At 51.9% G+C, this 16,593-nt stretch carries 18 protein-coding genes; 4 read left to right on the plus strand and 14 right to left on the minus strand.

Translation table 11 applies throughout. The annotated features are described in order from the left end of the window. Positions 1-15: 15 nt before the first annotated feature. The 9 genes from ACYQ2L_RS03955 to ACYQ2L_RS03995 all read right to left on the minus strand — a co-directional run bounded on the left by ACYQ2L_RS03955 (position 16) and on the right by ACYQ2L_RS03995 (position 7,179). Positions 16-282 carry an HPr family phosphocarrier protein gene (locus tag ACYQ2L_RS03955; protein ID WP_460051292.1) on the minus strand — a complete coding sequence of 89 codons (267 nt, stop codon included), beginning with the start codon at positions 280-282 and terminating at the stop codon, positions 16-18. A gap of 45 nt (positions 283-327) precedes the next feature. Further along, entirely contained in the window at positions 328-1,308 is a 981-nt protein-coding gene (hprK, locus tag ACYQ2L_RS03960) for an HPr(Ser) kinase/phosphatase (protein ID WP_460051294.1), read from the minus strand. Further along, complete coding sequence (locus tag ACYQ2L_RS03965; protein WP_460051296.1) at positions 1,308-1,598, minus strand: HPF/RaiA family ribosome-associated protein; 291 nt, start codon at positions 1,596-1,598, stop codon at positions 1,308-1,310. Before ACYQ2L_RS03965 ends, hprK begins: the two co-directional genes overlap by 1 nt. Positions 1,599-1,623: 25 nt before the next feature. Beyond that, positions 1,624-3,006, minus strand: a complete 1,383-nt coding sequence (gene rpoN / locus ACYQ2L_RS03970; RefSeq protein ID WP_460051298.1) for an RNA polymerase factor sigma-54 — start codon at positions 3,004-3,006, stop codon at positions 1,624-1,626. Positions 3,007-3,079: 73 nt separating this feature from the next. Continuing rightward, positions 3,080-3,805: an LPS export ABC transporter ATP-binding protein gene (lptB, locus tag ACYQ2L_RS03975; protein ID WP_460051300.1), complete on the minus strand. Its 726-nt coding sequence runs from the start codon at positions 3,803-3,805 to the stop codon at positions 3,080-3,082. After that, a complete protein-coding gene (locus ACYQ2L_RS03980) occupies positions 3,802-4,440 on the minus strand; it encodes a hypothetical protein (protein WP_460051302.1) in 639 nt (212 codons plus the stop codon). Before ACYQ2L_RS03980 ends, lptB begins: the two co-directional genes overlap by 4 nt. Then, entirely contained in the window at positions 4,427-5,026 is a 600-nt protein-coding gene (gene lptC, locus ACYQ2L_RS03985) for an LPS export ABC transporter periplasmic protein LptC (RefSeq protein ID WP_460051304.1), read from the minus strand. Before lptC ends, ACYQ2L_RS03980 begins: the two co-directional genes overlap by 14 nt. Further along, the gene (gene pyrG / locus ACYQ2L_RS03990) at positions 5,023-6,660 is read right to left on the minus strand and encodes a CTP synthase (RefSeq protein ID WP_460051306.1); all 1,638 of its coding nucleotides are present in this window, start codon (positions 6,658-6,660) and stop codon (positions 5,023-5,025) included. The genes lptC and pyrG overlap by 4 nt, the downstream gene beginning before the upstream one ends. Positions 6,661-6,693: 33 nt before the next feature. Continuing rightward, positions 6,694-7,179 carry a hypothetical protein gene (locus tag ACYQ2L_RS03995; RefSeq protein ID WP_460051308.1) on the minus strand — a complete coding sequence of 162 codons (486 nt, stop codon included), beginning with the start codon at positions 7,177-7,179 and terminating at the stop codon, positions 6,694-6,696. Positions 7,180-7,250: 71 nt separating this feature from the next. On the opposite strand from ACYQ2L_RS03995, the gene ACYQ2L_RS04000 reads away from it, so the two are divergent. Next, entirely contained in the window at positions 7,251-8,066 is an 816-nt protein-coding gene (locus ACYQ2L_RS04000) for a CheR family methyltransferase (protein ID WP_460051310.1), read from the plus strand. 21 nt (positions 8,067-8,087) lie between these two features. Then, the gene (locus ACYQ2L_RS04005) at positions 8,088-9,317 is read left to right on the plus strand and encodes a protein-glutamate methylesterase/protein-glutamine glutaminase (protein ID WP_460051312.1); all 1,230 of its coding nucleotides are present in this window, start codon (positions 8,088-8,090) and stop codon (positions 9,315-9,317) included. A gap of 40 nt (positions 9,318-9,357) precedes the next feature. Here the strand turns inward: ACYQ2L_RS04005 and ACYQ2L_RS04010 are convergent, their stop codons facing one another. Further along, on the minus strand, positions 9,358-10,209 hold the full coding sequence (locus ACYQ2L_RS04010) for a TIGR00282 family metallophosphoesterase (RefSeq protein ID WP_460051314.1): 852 nt from the start codon (positions 10,207-10,209) through the stop codon (positions 9,358-9,360). Positions 10,210-10,339: 130 nt separating this feature from the next. On the opposite strand from ACYQ2L_RS04010, the gene ACYQ2L_RS04015 reads away from it, so the two are divergent. Both ACYQ2L_RS04015 and ACYQ2L_RS04020 read left to right on the plus strand, forming a co-directional pair. Next, complete coding sequence (locus ACYQ2L_RS04015; RefSeq protein ID WP_460051316.1) at positions 10,340-10,876, plus strand: Hsp20/alpha crystallin family protein; 537 nt, start codon at positions 10,340-10,342, stop codon at positions 10,874-10,876. Positions 10,877-11,011: 135 nt separating this feature from the next. Further along, complete coding sequence (locus ACYQ2L_RS04020; protein ID WP_460051318.1) at positions 11,012-12,661, plus strand: hypothetical protein; 1,650 nt, start codon at positions 11,012-11,014, stop codon at positions 12,659-12,661. Here ACYQ2L_RS04020 and ACYQ2L_RS04025 read toward each other — a convergent pair. From ACYQ2L_RS04025 to ACYQ2L_RS04040, 4 genes are read right to left on the minus strand one after another with little or no spacing between them, the layout of a single operon-like run. Beyond that, the gene (locus tag ACYQ2L_RS04025; protein WP_460051320.1) at positions 12,656-14,977 is read right to left on the minus strand and encodes a glycoside hydrolase family 31 protein; all 2,322 of its coding nucleotides are present in this window, start codon (positions 14,975-14,977) and stop codon (positions 12,656-12,658) included. The two genes, ACYQ2L_RS04020 and ACYQ2L_RS04025, sit on opposite strands and share 6 nt — an antisense overlap. 23 nt (positions 14,978-15,000) lie before the next feature. After that, on the minus strand, positions 15,001-15,303 hold the full coding sequence (locus ACYQ2L_RS04030; RefSeq protein ID WP_460051322.1) for an AzlD domain-containing protein: 303 nt from the start codon (positions 15,301-15,303) through the stop codon (positions 15,001-15,003). After that, the gene (locus tag ACYQ2L_RS04035; RefSeq protein WP_460051324.1) at positions 15,290-16,000 is read right to left on the minus strand and encodes an AzlC family ABC transporter permease; all 711 of its coding nucleotides are present in this window, start codon (positions 15,998-16,000) and stop codon (positions 15,290-15,292) included. The genes ACYQ2L_RS04030 and ACYQ2L_RS04035 overlap by 14 nt, the downstream gene beginning before the upstream one ends. Next, on the minus strand, positions 15,997-16,515 hold the full coding sequence (locus ACYQ2L_RS04040) for a GNAT family N-acetyltransferase (protein WP_460051326.1): 519 nt from the start codon (positions 16,513-16,515) through the stop codon (positions 15,997-15,999). Before ACYQ2L_RS04040 ends, ACYQ2L_RS04035 begins: the two co-directional genes overlap by 4 nt. Between the last annotated feature and the right edge of the window lie 78 nt (positions 16,516-16,593).

The raw sequence follows: 16,593 nt of genomic DNA on the forward strand, positions 1-16,593 counted from the left end.
AACAGCAGCCCGAGCCTATTCTTCCTCAAATTTCTTGTCAAACAGTGCCGCAATTGCATCTGCTGCCTCTGCCTCATCTTTTCCCTCTGCGCTTACAGTCAAAACTGACTGATATCCAGCACCAAGGGTTATAATACCCATTATCGATTTCGCGTTAATCTTTTCGTCTTCACGTGTAAGGTACACAGAAGCCGAAAACTTGCTTGCAGTCTGAACAATCATTGCCGCTGGCCGTGCATGAATACCTGCGCGGTTCTGAATTGCAACCTCTTTTTCTACCATTTAAAGATCCCTTCCACAGGCGGTCATTCTACAGTTGCCTCTGGACTATAGATTTTTTTTCTGAAAATACAAGCGCCTGGCATTCTCGGTTTCCAGCCACTTCAACACGCTTTGATTGAACTCTTTCGCTGAATAATACCCCATCTTTTTCAGACGCTCATTCATTGCCGCAGTCTCTATGATGATGGGTATATTCCTTCCCGGCTTCACCGGAATCTGCAGACAAGGTACCTTCACACCAAGTATTTCCTCGTACTGCTCCTCCGCTCCTATACGGTCATATTCCTTGTTATTGTCCCACACTTCCAGGTGAACAACAAGCTGAATCTGCTTGGTATCACGAATAGCACCAACACCTGCCAGATGGGTGATATTGATTATACCAAGTCCCCGGATTTCCATGTGATGTCCCAGGGCCTTGTTCGCACCTGATCCGAGCAGAACATTCCCACTTACATTTCTGATTTCCACCGCATCATCAGCAACCAGCCGGTGACCGCGCTCAACAAGTTCCAGAGCAGCCTCACTCTTTCCGACTCCACTGTCGCCAAGCAGCAGAATTCCCAGACCGAATACCTCTACCATTACCCCATGCATGGTACGCTTCGGTGCGAATACACTGGATAGAGCCCGGATCAACCTTGCAACGAAGGTTGAGGTGCTCAGATCAGTCTGCAGCACGGGTGTTTCCGTTTCCTCAGCCAGGGCGAGAAAATCATCTGTAGGGTTAAGTCCGTGGGTAAATGCGGCACAAGGAAAGACTCTCGAGAACAGTTCCTTCAGCGTGTCGGTTCTCCCTTCCCTTGCCAGCATCTGCAGGTATGCATGTTCACCCCGGCCGAACACCTGGATCCGGCTGTATCCGAAATTATCAAAAAACCCGCTCAATGCAAGACCCGGCCGGTTCAGATCGGGCATGGTTATTTCCCGAATCAATCCAGGCCGGCCTGCAAGGCACTTCAGGTTCAATGCATTATGTTCTTTCAGATCAATATCTACCAGATCCAGCACAGTGAACTTTTTCATTAGTGTTCCTGAATTATTTCCTTTTCCTTCGCAACCTTTTCTTTCAGCATGGAGAAAAGTTTATCCAGTCCCGGGCGCAGATTATGATTCTCTGTACTCAGATGAGCTGCCTTACCCCAGCGGAAATGTACATGCGCTTCCAGCGTATAACCCTTCTGCTGCTGCGTCAGTGTAAAATGGATTTCTACAATTTTATCCTTGGCGAAATCAATTTTGTGCAGCTTGCTCTCAATCAGCTCCTTGATGTCGTCGGGAACAGTAAAATGTACACCCTTAATGTCGATTAGCATGAAAGCCTCCTAAATAAATTGTTTTTCATCGCTCGTAAGACGAGTCGATATCCAGTTCCTTACGGTATTTTGCAACAGTTCTCCGGGCAATGTTTACCCCGCGTTTTTCGAGCAGTTCGGATAGTTTCTGATCACTCAGGCGGGTATCCCCCGCCTCGACGAGCACTTCCTTCAGAATTTCCTTTACTCCCTCCCGTGAAAAACGGCCTCCACCGCCGCTTTCGCCCACAGAATTGGAGAAAAAATATTTCAGCTCGAAAATCCCCCACTCGGTCTGCACATATTTGGCCGTAGTTATACGGCTGACCGTGGTCTCATGCACCTCGATTTCCCTGGCAATATCTGCCAGTTTCAGAGGCCGCAAATATTTAGCACCACGGAAAAAAAACTCCCTCTGATAATCTACGATTGCCCGGGCCACCTTGAACAGGGTTTGATTTCTCAAACCTATACTATTAATAAACCATTGGGCACTTTTTACATAGCCCCTCGCAAAGCTTTTATCGGCCCGCGACCCGACCTTTCCGATGCTTGAAAAAAAGTCGTTTACTCCCAGAACAGGAACCACCTCATCGTTCATGACAATTACCAGTTCGCCATCGCGGTTCTCTATGCTCAGATCGGGAACAATGTAACGAGGTTCTTCATTGCTGTATAAGCGGCCGGGAAAGGGATTGAGAGTTTTTATAATCTGGACTGCATGCTCAACGACGTCCTCGCTACAGCGGAGTTTTCTGGCGATATCCTGGAACTTATGCTTCTGGACAAGGCCGAGATAAGAACGGATGATTTCTGCAGCCTCTCCCGGTGCCCCATCGATCACCGAAAGCTGAACAAGCAATGACTCGGTGTAGTCATGTACACAGGTACCGATGGGATCAAGATGCGAAACAATTCCCGCAGCCTTCTGGATGTACTTCCCGAGTTTTTCCGGAACTACCTGCTCAGGTGGCTCAATAAAAAAACCATTCGGATCAAGGTCACCAATCAGTAATTCTGCTGTCTGAAGCAGTAGCGGGCTGATCGGCTGCAGGCGAACCTGCGACAGGAGATGCTCCCTCAGACTGTCCGGACGTGACACAGCCCCCTCCAGAAAGCCCTGTTTACTGTCACTGGCTTCAAAATCATATCTGCTGGAGGAAGAACTGCGGATTGTACTTTCATAACTGACGTCGTAGCTGACATCATCGCGGAAGACCTCTGGATCGCTCTCCTGGCTACGGCCTTCATCCAGAGATTCGATACGGGTATCTTTGACAAGTTCAAGCGCAGGGTTGGCTTCCAGTTCTTCAGCAATCCGCTGCCGGAGCTCCATTACCGGCAAGGCCATTAACTGTATTGCCTGATATTGCTGCGGGCTGAGGCTGAGACGCTGCTGTTGTACTAGTACTGGTCGCTGACTCTGCACGCATGCCCTCCCTATTCAATTCTGACCAAGTATACGTGATTTGTCAAACAGGAGAGCATCGTCAAGGTATGGACTACATCCTGAAGCTTTCACCGAGATAAACCTTTCGGGCGATCTCACTCTGCATTACTTCATCACGGCTGCCGGCAACCATAATCTGCCCGTCCTTGATTATGTAGGATCTATGGGTGATCTCAAGCGTATCACGCACGTTATGGTCGGTAATCAGAACTCCAATGCCTTTTGATGCAAGCTGTCGGATTATCCCCTTGATTTCGTACACAGCAATGGGATCAATACCTGCAAACGGCTCATCCAGCAGCAGAAAACTGGGTTCTATCGCAAGCGCACGCGCAATTTCGGTACGCCGACGCTCCCCTCCGGACAGAGTAAACGCACTTTGATGCCGGACATGGCCGATACCAAGCTCTTCGATAAGGATTTCCAGACGTTCTTTCTTTTCGGTTTTTCTCAGGTCATTCCGCGTTTCGAGGATGGCCCATACATTTTGTTCCACCGTCAGCTTGCGGAAAACGGAGGGCTCCTGCGGGAGATATGCAATACCGGCCCGTGCACGCCGGAACATAGGCCAGGAGCTGATTTCCTGATCATTCAGATAGACATGCCCGGCAGTCGGTTTTATAAATCCGACTATCATATAAAAACAGGTCGTTTTTCCTGCACCGTTCGGACCCAGAAATCCCACTACCTCACCGGCTGACATATTCATATCCACACCGCGAACGACTTCCTTGCGGCCGAATTTTTTATGGAGATCCCGGACTCCTAACTGACTCATTCGCTTTCCCCTGATTCCCGGGGCGATACAGTACCCTGCACTGATCCCTGGAGCAGAATCTCATCATTGGATAGATCAAGCTGTATCCTGGAAGCGCGGTATTCATCACCCTGCCAGAACACCACCGGCAGTCCTGACAGCTCGAGAATTTCATCCTGCCGGAGAAAACGCGCAAACTCGGATCTGGCGGTCATGTCTTCCCTGAATATCCTGACATTTACCTGGATCAACACAATGTCTTCTTCACCCAGACTCTCCAGATAACCGCTGCGCACAATCAACTCATTGTTGATATCTTCCATGTAGACAGCCCCGCTGGCCCGGCTGATATCCAGCTCCCTGTCATAAAAAAAGCTTTGTGCTGTAAGCTCTATGCCCCGGGATTCATCTATAACCCTGAGATTCCCGCTGGCTTCTGCATATCTGAATGATTCTCCATACACTTCGATTACATCTGCAAAAATACTGACTGATTCAGTACGTACCTGGGCGTTTCCCTCCAGGCGGGTCCGCTCACGGCCTTCTGCCATTACAGTGCTCGATCTGTCACTGCGGAACTGAAAAGTCCGGCCGTACATCGGCGCAGCGGCGCACAACACGAGACAGAAAAACAGATAAAACCTAGCTTTCTTCACGTTCCTGCTCCCCGTTGTCTGAATCATCCCCTGACTCCTCCGGTGAATCAACAAAGGTACCTTCTACCCTGTCTGAAAATACCAGACTCCGGCTGCGCATATCAGCGAGAAATCCATCACCCTGAATCTCACTGCCATCATCACGGCGTATCCTGACTTCCTCACCATCCCGGCCCTGAAGCTGTCTGTCCTCGTTACTCCAACGCAGATAATCAGCCTCTACCCCAGCTTCGTCCTCATGGCTGTAGATGAATATCGATCCCTGGAATTCGATATCTTCGATATCAAGAAATACATTTGCCGAATCGGCACTGCCCTCAGAGGCTATATTCCCTTGCGAGTCAAACTCATAGAAATATACATTCCTCAGAATCTGCCGGCTTTGCGACTGGAACAGCCCGGAGTATTGCGCCTCGACCATAAGCTGCGTTCTACCGGAGCGGGCAACTACATGACGGATTTCGAATAATTCAAGTTCCGGAAACTCTGAATCTTCGTCGGTTTCAAGCATATCGTATTCCAGAGAGCAGGCAGCTGTAAAAAGCAGCAGGATTATCAGTGCCCCTGTCCAGAAATACCGATTCATTTTTTCTCCGCTGATGGCTCAGTTACCGGACGGCTCCTGCTGTAGGACTGAGCAGCATGGATGAATCCTGAAAAAAGCGGATGAGGAACTGTTGGCTGGGATTTGAACTCAGGATGAAACTGAACCCCGACACCCCAGGGGTGATCAGGCCACTGTACGGATTCAACCAGTTTTTCATCGGCGGTGGTAGCAGCCAGTACCAGCCCTTTCTCCTGAAGCTGATCGCGGTAACTGTTGCTGACTTCATAGCGGTGCCGGTGGCGCTCGATAATGACATCCTTGCCATATGCTGCATGTATCAGGGTACCAGGCTTCAGCAGGCTCTGGTTGCAGCCAAGACGCATGGTTCCACCGTAGTTCTGGATATCGACCTGATCCTCCAGAAGACTTATAACCTGATCTGGACTGTCAGGTGCGAACTCACTGGAATCAGCATCCTCAAGTCCAAGAACATTTCTGGCATACTCGATTACCATTATCTGCATTCCAAGACAAATTCCGAAATACGGTATTTGATGCTCACGGGCAAACTCTGCTGTATGAATCATCCCAAGCACTCCGCGGTTGCCGAATCCACCGGGCACCAGTATTCCGTCAATATCGGAAAATACCTTGGCGAAATTGCCTTCCTTTTCGAGTTTTTCAGAATCAATCTTGACAAGTTCCACCCGGCAATTGTTGGCGATACCCCCATGATACAGAGCTTCATCTACGGATTTATAGGAATCCTGCAGGTCGATATACTTACCTACAACGGCTATCCGCAGACGCTCGCTGGAGGATGTGAGGGTTTTTACCATTTTCTCCCAGGGCTTGAGCTTCGCTTCCCGGCATGTCAGACCCAGGCGGTTGATTACATGCTGATCCACACCCTGCTCGTGAAATGCAATCGGTACCTTATAGATCGTATCAACATCATATGCCGTAAACACTGCCTCAGGATCAACGTTGGTAAACAAGGCGATCTTCCGCCGCATACCCTCATCGAGCACATGCGGTGCGCGGCAGAGCAGAATATCAGGCTGGATTCCGATTGCTCGCATCTCTTTTACGGAGTGCTGAGTAGGTTTTGTTTTGAGTTCATCGCCGGGAAGAACCGGCACCAGCGTCACATGCACAGAAATCACGTTTGCATGACCAAGTTCATGTATCATCTGCCGCGCAGCTTCTATGAAGGGATAGGATTCAATGTCCCCGACAGTTCCACCGATTTCAACAATCGTGACATCAACATCTTCACCCTCACCGACGGCGAATACCCGATGCTTGATGCGATCTGTAATATGCGGAATAACCTGAACGGTCCGGCCCAGATATCGGCCTTCACGCTCACGCTGAATTACTTCCTGATATACCTGACCGGTGGTAATTGAATTTGCCCGGGAGAGTGTTGAGCCCGTGAAACGGGCATAGTTCCCCAGATCGAGGTCGGTTTCGGCTCCGTCATCGGTGACATACACCTCACCATGCTGATACGGACTCATAGTTCCGGCATCAACGTTGATGTAGGGATCGATTTTGATCATCTGAATACTAAGCCCGCGGCTCTCAAGCAGGCAGCCCAGAGCAGATGCGGAAATACCCTTACCAAGGGAGGAACAAACCCCGCCGGTCACGATTATATACTTCTTCATGGAAGTTCATTATTCCTGTCGGGGCATGATATGTCAACGAGCCTGCCGGCCGCAATCGCCTCTGTTCGTCAGTCCCGGAAAGAAAACAATGTTATCATGCGACTCTATCTTGTGATTACAGCGGAAAGCCTTCAGGGCCGCGGCACTCATAAACAGCGGCAAACCGCCTGTAAGTGACAGGAGAATACCGTCCACCGGATCGACCAGGATTTTTTTCTCCATTCCCCGGTACTCAATTACCGCAGCAACCCCTTCCTTGAGCCGGTCAATACAGACCGAAGCTGATTCTGAACTCTGTTTCTTCAACAAGTCATGCAGCACAGAGTACACCGAAGGCAGGCTCCAGTCGTCACGTGAAAATTGGGCTATAAGAGTATTAGCGGTAGTCACCGCAATCGGAATTCTGAGCAAGCAGTCCTTCTCGTTCTCGGTGTCTACCCGCAGGAGCAGACACGGATCAGCCTCGGGATGCTCAAGTTCAATACTCAATGGAGTACAGAAGAATCTTGCTTCATTCATGATAATACCAGTATATCGCAGTGAATCTTCATTGACATGGGATTAAGAGAAAACCTACAATTATAGAAGCCATGCCTGAATTTTTGATTGACAGTGATTTCGAACGCTTCAGAAACCTCATCTACGATGCCAGCGGCATTCATTTCTCGAGTACCAACAGATCAATACTCGAAAGTCGCCTGAAGGAACGCCTCAAGCGCTCCGGACTTGAAACGATTGATAAATACTTTCGCCTGATCAAAGGTAATGAAGACGAGCTGAAAACACTCCTGGATTCTGTAACGACCAACCTCACCCGTTTTTTCAGAAACACTGCTCATTTCCAGACCTTCGAAAACGTTGTTATACCTGATCTGGTCGAGCGCAAACGCAGTCGCGGAGACAAAAAGCTGCGTATCTGGAGCGCCGGCTGCTCTACAGGCGAAGAGCCCTACACAATAGCCATGATTCTCTCGGAAATCCTTCCTCCAGATTTCAGCTATGAAATAGTCGCCTCTGACATCAGCCTGAAGTCGGTCATGATAGGCAAGGAAGGATATTATTCAGATAACCGCATGAACGGGGTCCCGCCTGAATACCTCAACAAGTACTTCACCAGAATGGAAGGCGGCTACCAGATTACAGATGCCATAAAAAGCCGGATCCGCTTCGACTACCATAACCTCAAGAATGACAGCGGACTACGGAACCTCGACATTGTTTTTTGCAGGAACGTACTCATCTATTTCGATGAAACAGCCCAGAAAGCTGTTGTTGAAAGATTCTACGAAACACTGGCTGCATATGCATATCTATATATCGGACACTCTGAATCACTCTTTGGTATGGGCACAAAGTTTGAATTTGTAAAAACAGACTGGGCCTGTGTCTACAGAAAAAGCGAATAGGCAGCAGGAGGAATACCACAGATGGACACAATTTCAGTACTGGTGGTTGATGACTCAGCATTAATGAGAAACCTGGTCAGCAGAATAGTTGACGAAGCCCCCGATATGACCGTGGCCGGAAAGGCCATGAATGGTGAATTCGCACTGCAGAAAATCCCGATTCTCAAACCCGATATTATCATTCTTGATCTCGAAATGCCGAAGATGAACGGACTGGAATTCCTCGAGGCCAGGAGAAAACAGGGAATCGACATCCCGGTGATAATCCTGTCATCAATTGCCAGAAAAGGTGCCAAGGTGACTATGGACGCCCTCTCGATGGGAGCATCCGATTTCGTTACCAAGCCCTCCGGTTCCATCTCGACGGATATTCACGTAGTAGCAAATCATCTCCAGGCCCTGATCCGGGCATATGGCGGGAAATATGCCCGCAGCAACGGCAAAAAAATCGCTGAAGAAATACCGCCCCTTGATTTATCTACTGATTCAGCTACTGACTCGAGGGCACATCAGAAGACATCGGAGGAAGAAAACAGGGAAACAGGGCCGGTCAGAACCAAACAGAGACCAGACATTCCGAAGGAAACACAACTTCACCTTCCCGATACAGCGGAACAGCCCAGGGGATTAGTCAGGCGTCAACCTGGCCCTGTACCAAAACGCATTGATGCAATCGTAATCGGCATTTCCACCGGCGGTCCGAACGCCCTGCGGAAAATGCTCGCTGCAATCGACCGGGATCTGAAACAACCGATTCTCATCGTGCAGCATATGCCCGCCGGATTCACCTTTGAATTCGCCAAAAGCCTGGACAGAATATGCCCCCTGACCGTCAGCGAAGCCAAGGACGGAGACTTAATTGAACAGGGACATGTCTACATCGCCCCCGGGAATAGTCACATTGAAATACAGAGCAGCAGCCACAGTCTGGGCAGCATCAAACTCAGTAGCGCTCCAGCTGAAAACGGACACCGGCCATCTGCCGACGTATTATTCAGAACCGCTGCAGAACTCTATGGCAACCGCTGCCTGGCAGTCATCATGACAGGCATGGGGCGCGACGGGGCCCGGGAAATCGGAAGTCTGTATGAAAAGGGCGCAATCTGTATCGGCCAGGACCCGGCATCATGCGTGGTCTACGGCATGCCTAAGGTTGCCTGGGACGCAGGCTACCTGCAGCAGCAGATCCCGCTCTCCCAGATGGCAGAACGGATCAGCGGGATCGTCAAAGACCCGGCTGCGGCCCTGTAAATCAGAAGGTCAGACCACAACCCGATATTCAGCTCTGGACTCAGGATCCGCCCTTAGCCTCTCCACCAGCTCCGGACCCAACTCCCGTGCCGCCAGCCGTCGCAGCTCGCTCGGGAACATCAATCGAAATTCTCTTGATTGATTCCGCGCGCCCATCCGGTGCCAGGGTCAGAAGCACCCCCTGCAGTTTCACATCCTCCCAGGCATCCTCGGATTTCAGAGGAATCCCCTGCAGGAACTGCTTTATCTCCGGCTCCGGCTTGAAACCTGCAACCGAGCCGTGACTCCCGGTCCGCCCGATATCCGTAATCACCGCCGCCCCCCGCTGAAGCACCCGCTCATCAGCCGACTGCACCCGCGTGCCGCTGCCGATCACCGCGCTCACCATTCCATCCGCATGCCAGAACATCGAGTTTTTCTCGGCCGTAGTCATGGCATGGAACTCAAGACAGATCATGGTAGTCTCCGACTTGATCTTGTCCACCAGCACCGGCAAATAGGTAAAGGGATTGTTGGCATGCATGCGCGAATAACCGGACTGCCCCAGAAAGCTGATAATCGCGACCTTCTGCTCATTGGCAGTCGTGATAATCCACCCCCTGCCCGGACTATCCGGCGGCAGATTCGCCGGCCGCAGAATAAATCTGGCACCGCCGATATGACCAACCATATCCTTCTTGAAATACGCCTGGTCACCAAGCGTAATCACATCCACCCCGAGCTTGCGCAGGTACAGGGAATGGTTCTTCCCCAAACCATAGCCATTTGTCGCCCCGTCAGCATTGGCAACGACCAGATCCGGCTCCAGCTCTTTCTTCAGACCGGGCAGCAGGGTTTTCACCGCATGCATTCCAGCCTTACTCACTATTTCACTAATCCACAAAATCTTCACGATTATGATTGTACCAGAGAATCAAACGTGCGTATATTATATACAGGAGCTGCCGTAAGGAGCTTCGCGGTCGCCCGTAGGGGGCCGTAACACGACCGCCGCACACGCGGGGTCACACAGGAGGTGTTGTATGAAACAGCACGACTTTATCGATTTAGGGAAACTGATGGATGACATCTTTTCCGCCGCCGAGGATTTCACCTCTGTTTTCACCGACAAAATGTCATGGAACAGCAGCCGCGACTTCTACCCCGGATACGCCTATCCACCAACCAACGTCTACATGACCGAGGACAAGGAAATCGTATTCGAGTTTGCGCTCGCCGGATTCAGGGAAGAAGACATCAGTCTCGAATTCAGGGGCGACAACATGGTCATCTCTGCAAGCGTACCCGAGGACTTTCCACAGCCGGAAAACGCCCAGTACTTCAAGCACCGACTTAAAATGAAGGCCATCGAGGACCAGAAATACTATGTCCCCGCTGACAAGTTCGACCGGGAAAAGGTATCAGCCATCCTGAAAAACGGAATCCTTCGCGTCAGCATTCCCCCACTCGACGAACCCGAAAGCGGAGAAAGCGTCCGCATCAAAATCGTCAAGGACGTCAGTCCCGGAAGCAGTAAAAAAGCTGCTCCCAAAAAAGACAGCAGCAACCCGGAAGATTAAAATCTGACTGGTGCCGGGGGCGCACCCGCGCCCCCATCCATTGTCATGCTACTCGTGGGAGCTTCCCCTCCTCGAACCGGCAGAATTTGACATCAATCCACCCTCTCTATGATAATTAATATATGGAGAAAGGGCATGAACACAGTAAAAAGAATAATTGAAAACAGATCGGTTGCTCGCGGATATCTTACGGTCGTTCTTCCGGCCGTTTTATTCAGCATACTTGTAACTGTACCGATCACCTCGCAATCGGTTCCTGGAATTACTGACATACGAAGCGCCATAGAAGAAGCTGAACAGAATGTCTTACTCTCGCGTAATCCTGAACACAGCGCTTATCTGCTTGACCAGGCAGAGATGGATCTGCTGCAGCTAGCATTGGAACGCAACCTTCACGCCGGCAACCAGCTGATCAGCAGCCTGCTCGCCAGAATCGGCAGCACCAGGGCTCGCATCCGGCAGCTCCAGGCCCATGAATCAGCCGGTGGACGTGTTATCAGAACCATTGATCACATAGAGGTCCCTCAAGCAGGAAAGGTTGCTCGGCCCGCCCGGGAACCTGAAGACACACGGCAGGAAGAGCCCTTGCAGGAAGATCCATTGCCGAAAGAGCCGCAGACCGCAGCCCTCATAAGCAGTCAGGAATTCCGGGCAGAACTGAATGCAATCAACACAGACCTCAGATCAATATACACCAGCATCTACTCACGGGGTGACTATGACGGAATGGATGAAGCCCTGACAGAACAGCACAACAGACTTCTTTCTCTTGGCCAACGGGCCGGTGAAAACGCCAGTGCAGCAGATCTGCAGAGAGCGAAAGACCGCGTAGATGAATACCGCAGCTATCTGCATCGGGAACTTGAACGATTGGGTGTCTTCCAGGAGCAGCCAGCAGAAAGAACCATCGATCCCGCCAGCCCCTTCGCCGAAGCAGAATCTGTATTCAGAAAGTACCAGGACAGCATACCAGCGCTTGATCAGGTTGTGCGCCAGATCGCCCAATACCGGAATGCAGACGAAGTACGAGAAATAATGCCCCGATGGTCAGCTATCAAACAGGAGAGTGATCAGCTTATCGCCGAACTATGGCCCCTGCTCCCCGATGGAAACAGCCGGAACGCTTTTGCACGCGAGAACCAGAAGGCCAGAGAAATGAACCTCTGGGCATTTATGGGTGGCTTCGAGAGTCAGCTCGATCGGGCAGAAGGCAGGGTGGCCATGTATGTCAGCGGATTACTGAACCAGGCCTATGTAGAGGCAGATACCATCCTCAGATACGATCGTATTGATCTGGCAGCAGCATCCTATGAACGAGCCCTGCAGCAAAGTGATACAGCACGCATGGTTCTTCCTGATGATCAGGATATCAGAAACAGGGCAGAAGAAATCAAACTGAAAGCAGAGAGAAACTTCGAAACAGCTCGGGGACGGCTCGGGAACGCCCGAATGGCGCGAGACATGTATGAAGGCAGCGACCGCGAATCAATCATCCGCCGCATCAAGGAACTCTATGAGCAGCAATACAGCGGGGAAGTAATCAAAGCCGTAATTATCAGCGAAGCCTGGGATGAGCAGCTTGTAGCAGAAACCGACAATGACGGAAGAATCACTGCGAACTACTACCTGTATCTATACGCCCAGGCCGCAGTCAGGCGGAACGGGAAATATTTCGTATTTCCGCTTGGATTCCGTCGAAGCTGGACAGGACGGGGCACTGACTACGGGCCAATTGAGCTGCGCTCGATCGGTGTAAGCTTCCCCATCCTGCCGGAAAATCTATAGCTGAGGATCATCAGCCTCATACAGGCTGAGAGAAGGCAGGCCGGGGAGCAGATCTGCTTCCCCGGAAGCCCTGAATCCGGTGATCCTGTATCCGGTGCAGGAAGATGAAACGGCAAAGCCGAGACGACAGCTGCCGTGACTGCTGTTCAGAGATAACTCCCCTTTCGAGAAAACACCACTGATTTCAAGATGTCCGTCACCCAAAACATCAGAATCACGGTACGCATAGCCATCTCCCCCGTCGTAGTAGTAACTGCCCGATACCGTCAAAGCAGGGTCTGGGAGTCCAGGCAGGTAGAGCAGAAAAACCGGTGAAGACAGATCTATATCTGCAGTGGAATTCAGTGTCCCGGCATTAGCTGCCAACGCGACCGGTTTGCCAGCGCGCAGAAACAGACCATAGGGATCGTCCGATAGACTGAAATCGACCCAGCGGCCGCCCTTGTACTCGCGCCTGCTGCCGAGACTCAGCCACATGCCTTCCGGCAGATATACCTTACGCGATTCCAGTCCTTTATCAAGCCGGGGAGCCTGCAGCAGAGCGTCTCCGATCATGAACTGATCATCCAGAGCGATGACATCTTCATGGCTGGATTCCTGGAGCATCGGTCGGATTATCGGCGCACCGCTCAAACTCATTTCTATGAACAGATTGTAGAGATACGGAAGAAAGGCATAGCGGAGCCGTACCGCTTCCCGCAGCAGCTGCTCGTATTCAGATCCGAAGCGCCATGGTTCCTGAGGTGAACAACTGCAGGTGCTGTGATTCCTGAAAACAGGAAACAGCAGATTGGCCCTGAACCAGTCCAGCATGAGTTCCCCATTCGTGTCCCCCTCGAAACCACCGAGGTCATTGCCAACATAAGGCATGCCGGAAATCGACATGCTCAAGGCCATTTCAATGCCCTTACGGAGGTGGAAGTAATTTGAAAAACTGTCGCCGCACCAGATTGCGCAGGACTCCGAGCTGCCGGTAGCCCCGCTGCGGCTGAGTACAAAGGGACGCCGCTCGGGAAAAGCACGAAGCAGCCCGTCACGAGTTGCCGCTGCCATCTCCCTACCGTAGAGATTGTGGAAGGCAGTATGCGGCAGGCTGCCCTTTCTGAACAGCATCTCTTCGTTCGTTGAGGAACCAGTGCTCGGATCGTTCATATCCGTCCAGTACGCCTGGAACCCATAGCTTCGTGACAAGGCTTCGGTTTGCCCTGCCCACCACTCACAGGCCTCAGGCAGGGAGAAGTCAGGAAACAGGCTGGCTCCGGGCCAGACAAAACCGACAAAGGGTTCGCCCTCGGAATGCTGGCAGAATATATCCTTCTCCATCCCGTCACGGGCGGCATGATAATCGAGATCGTACTTGACCCCGGGATCCAGAATCGGGACAACCCGCCTGCCGTTTGCCTCCAGGCGAGCGATGCGCTTCCGACTGTCTGTAAATCCTTCAGGATTAACCGTAAAAACCCGGTAGGCGTCCATATAATCAATATCCAGCCAGAGCCCATCACAGGGAATTTCAGAAGACCGCAGCTGTTCGTCGATTTCTTCAAGATCCTGGAGATTTCTATAGCCCCAGCGCGACTGCTGGTAACCCAGAGCCCATAAAGGAGGCCGTGCCGGCAGCCCTGACAACTGCTGGATACAGCGCTGCACCTCATCGAAGCTCTGTGAGGCACAGATGTACAGCTCGGGAGCGCCGTCAACAGAGCCGAGGTAGAAGAATCCCCCGGCGGCACCGGGATCCTTGACACCTTCAATTACCTGTCTGGCCCCCGCATCCATAAAAACGGGGTATTCATTTGCAAGCAGCATCCCTATCCAGAAGTCACCGCTGCGGGCAATCAGGACGGGAAAACTGGCATACATGGGGTCAGTTGCCGAAAACTCTGCCTGGGCCCAGGAAAAGTCAGCCAGAACATCGGTGTTCCAGAACTTGCTGCGCTGCCCGGTTTTCTCGAAGCCGCTATTCTTTTCGCCCATGCCGAAAAAGCGCATGCCGGGCTGCAGTGAAAAGGAGAACAGCCACTTTCTGCCGCAGACACCAAAGGGCATAACAGGGTGACTCTTCAGCAGCTCCGTACCTCCGGAATCCCTCAGAGAGAATCCACGGTCATCTGTCCAGTCAGCGGAAAGTTCATCCGGAAACGGCGAAACCGCCGGCACACGTTCGCGCAGCCCCATCAGATTCGGAATGGACTCCCAACGTCCGGCTTCCTGCTCTCCCGAGCTCAGTCGAAACAAACCCGTCACCGGCTGTTCCAGCGCCGGAGTTCCTGCCTGCCTGAAGTTCAAGGGGTGATCAATCTTGTCAAAGTACATAGGGGAAGAATACCAGCAATAAATCAGATAAACCAGTACACGAGAAAAATTGAAGCTGCGACGGGGATCAGAATATGCCTGGACTTCAGACCGATTATGAAGGCCAGCCCGGCAGCTGCCAGTCCTGCCAGTGGATTTGAAGGGACAGCCTCCAGGGCGCCGGGGACCAGCAAGGCACCAAGCGCGGCGGGGGGAATTGCTGCCAGCAGCCTCTGCCCGCGTGGAGGAAGCTTGTCGGTGACCCGGACCAGAAAAGGAAGTACACGAACAAGGTAGGTTCCGACAGCCATACCAGCAATAACGATCCAGACATCAGTGGAGTTCATCGTACATTTCCTCCATATCTATGTTTTTTCTTTCAGTCGGCAGCAGAAGGGCCGATGCAGCCCCGATCAGAATTGCCAGGGTGAAAACCCAGCCCGGCGCCAGGGCTGTCATCCGCAGGGCAATATGCGCAAGGGCAGCTACCGCGGCCGGAATCAAATTAAGGATTTTATGACGCACATGCACCGCAAGCAAGGCGGCAAACAGCCCGTAGAGCCCTATCCCCATTGCAGCAGCGAGTCTCATCGGTATAACACCACCAACGGCATGACCAAGCAGTGTACCGCCGACCCATGCTGAATAGGCAGTCATTTCCATGCCGAACAACAGCCGTGGAGGAAGGTCGTTGTAGGTAGCAGCCAAAGCAAAGACCTCATCGGTTAGACCGAAGGCATTAGCCAGGCGCTGGGGAAGACGCCAGTCAGGATGCTGGTCACTGACGGCCGCACTGAACAGAAAATGGCGCAGGTTAAGAAGCACTCCGGATATAATTATCTGCACAGGTGCCGCACCGGCGGCCAGCAGCCCCAGAGCCAGGAACTGTGAAGCCCCGGCAAAGACAGCAAGACTCATGGCTGCGCTTTCAGCGAAGCCGAGCCCCGTCGAAGTGGCACTCAAGCCGAAGGCAACCGCCACCGGAAAATATCCGGCCGCTATAGGGAGGGCCAGCAGAATTCCTCTGCGAAAGTGTCTACTCATAAGCCCTTGCTCGTTCTGTCCTGAAGGATCAATTGATAATAGGCTATATCGATGTAGCGCTGCAGCTTCCAGCCCACCTCGCGCATACAGCCGCATGGAGAAAAGCCGAGCTTTCGATGGAGGGCCTCACTGCCTTCATTCGGCAAGGCAATACCAGAGATGAGACAGTGCAGTCCTGCCTCTGCAGCAGACTGAATAAGCGCCTGGTACAACTGCACTCCAAGACCCCGCCCCTGAGCCTGCCTGGAAAGATAGATGCTTGTCTCTGCTGTGTGTAGAAAAGCCGCCCTGTTCTTCCACGGTCCGGCATAGGCATAGCCGAGCAATACCCCCTGCTCCAGAAGTACGAGATAGGGGTAATCCGGCTGCAGATGGCGGATGCGCGCAGCCATTTCATCCGGTCCCGGAGCTTGCGTTTCAAAGGTAATCACTGTGTTTTCAACATAATAGCTGTAGATACCGGCAATATCAGCGGCATCTGATTCCTGCACCGTTCGTATTAGAATTCCCGACATGCGCGCAGTATATCCTGCACTGCTGCCCGACAACAGCCCCCGCATGACATTAATTTGCATGACTCAAATTTGACTGTC

The organism is Spirochaeta dissipatitropha, from assembly GCF_054657935.1.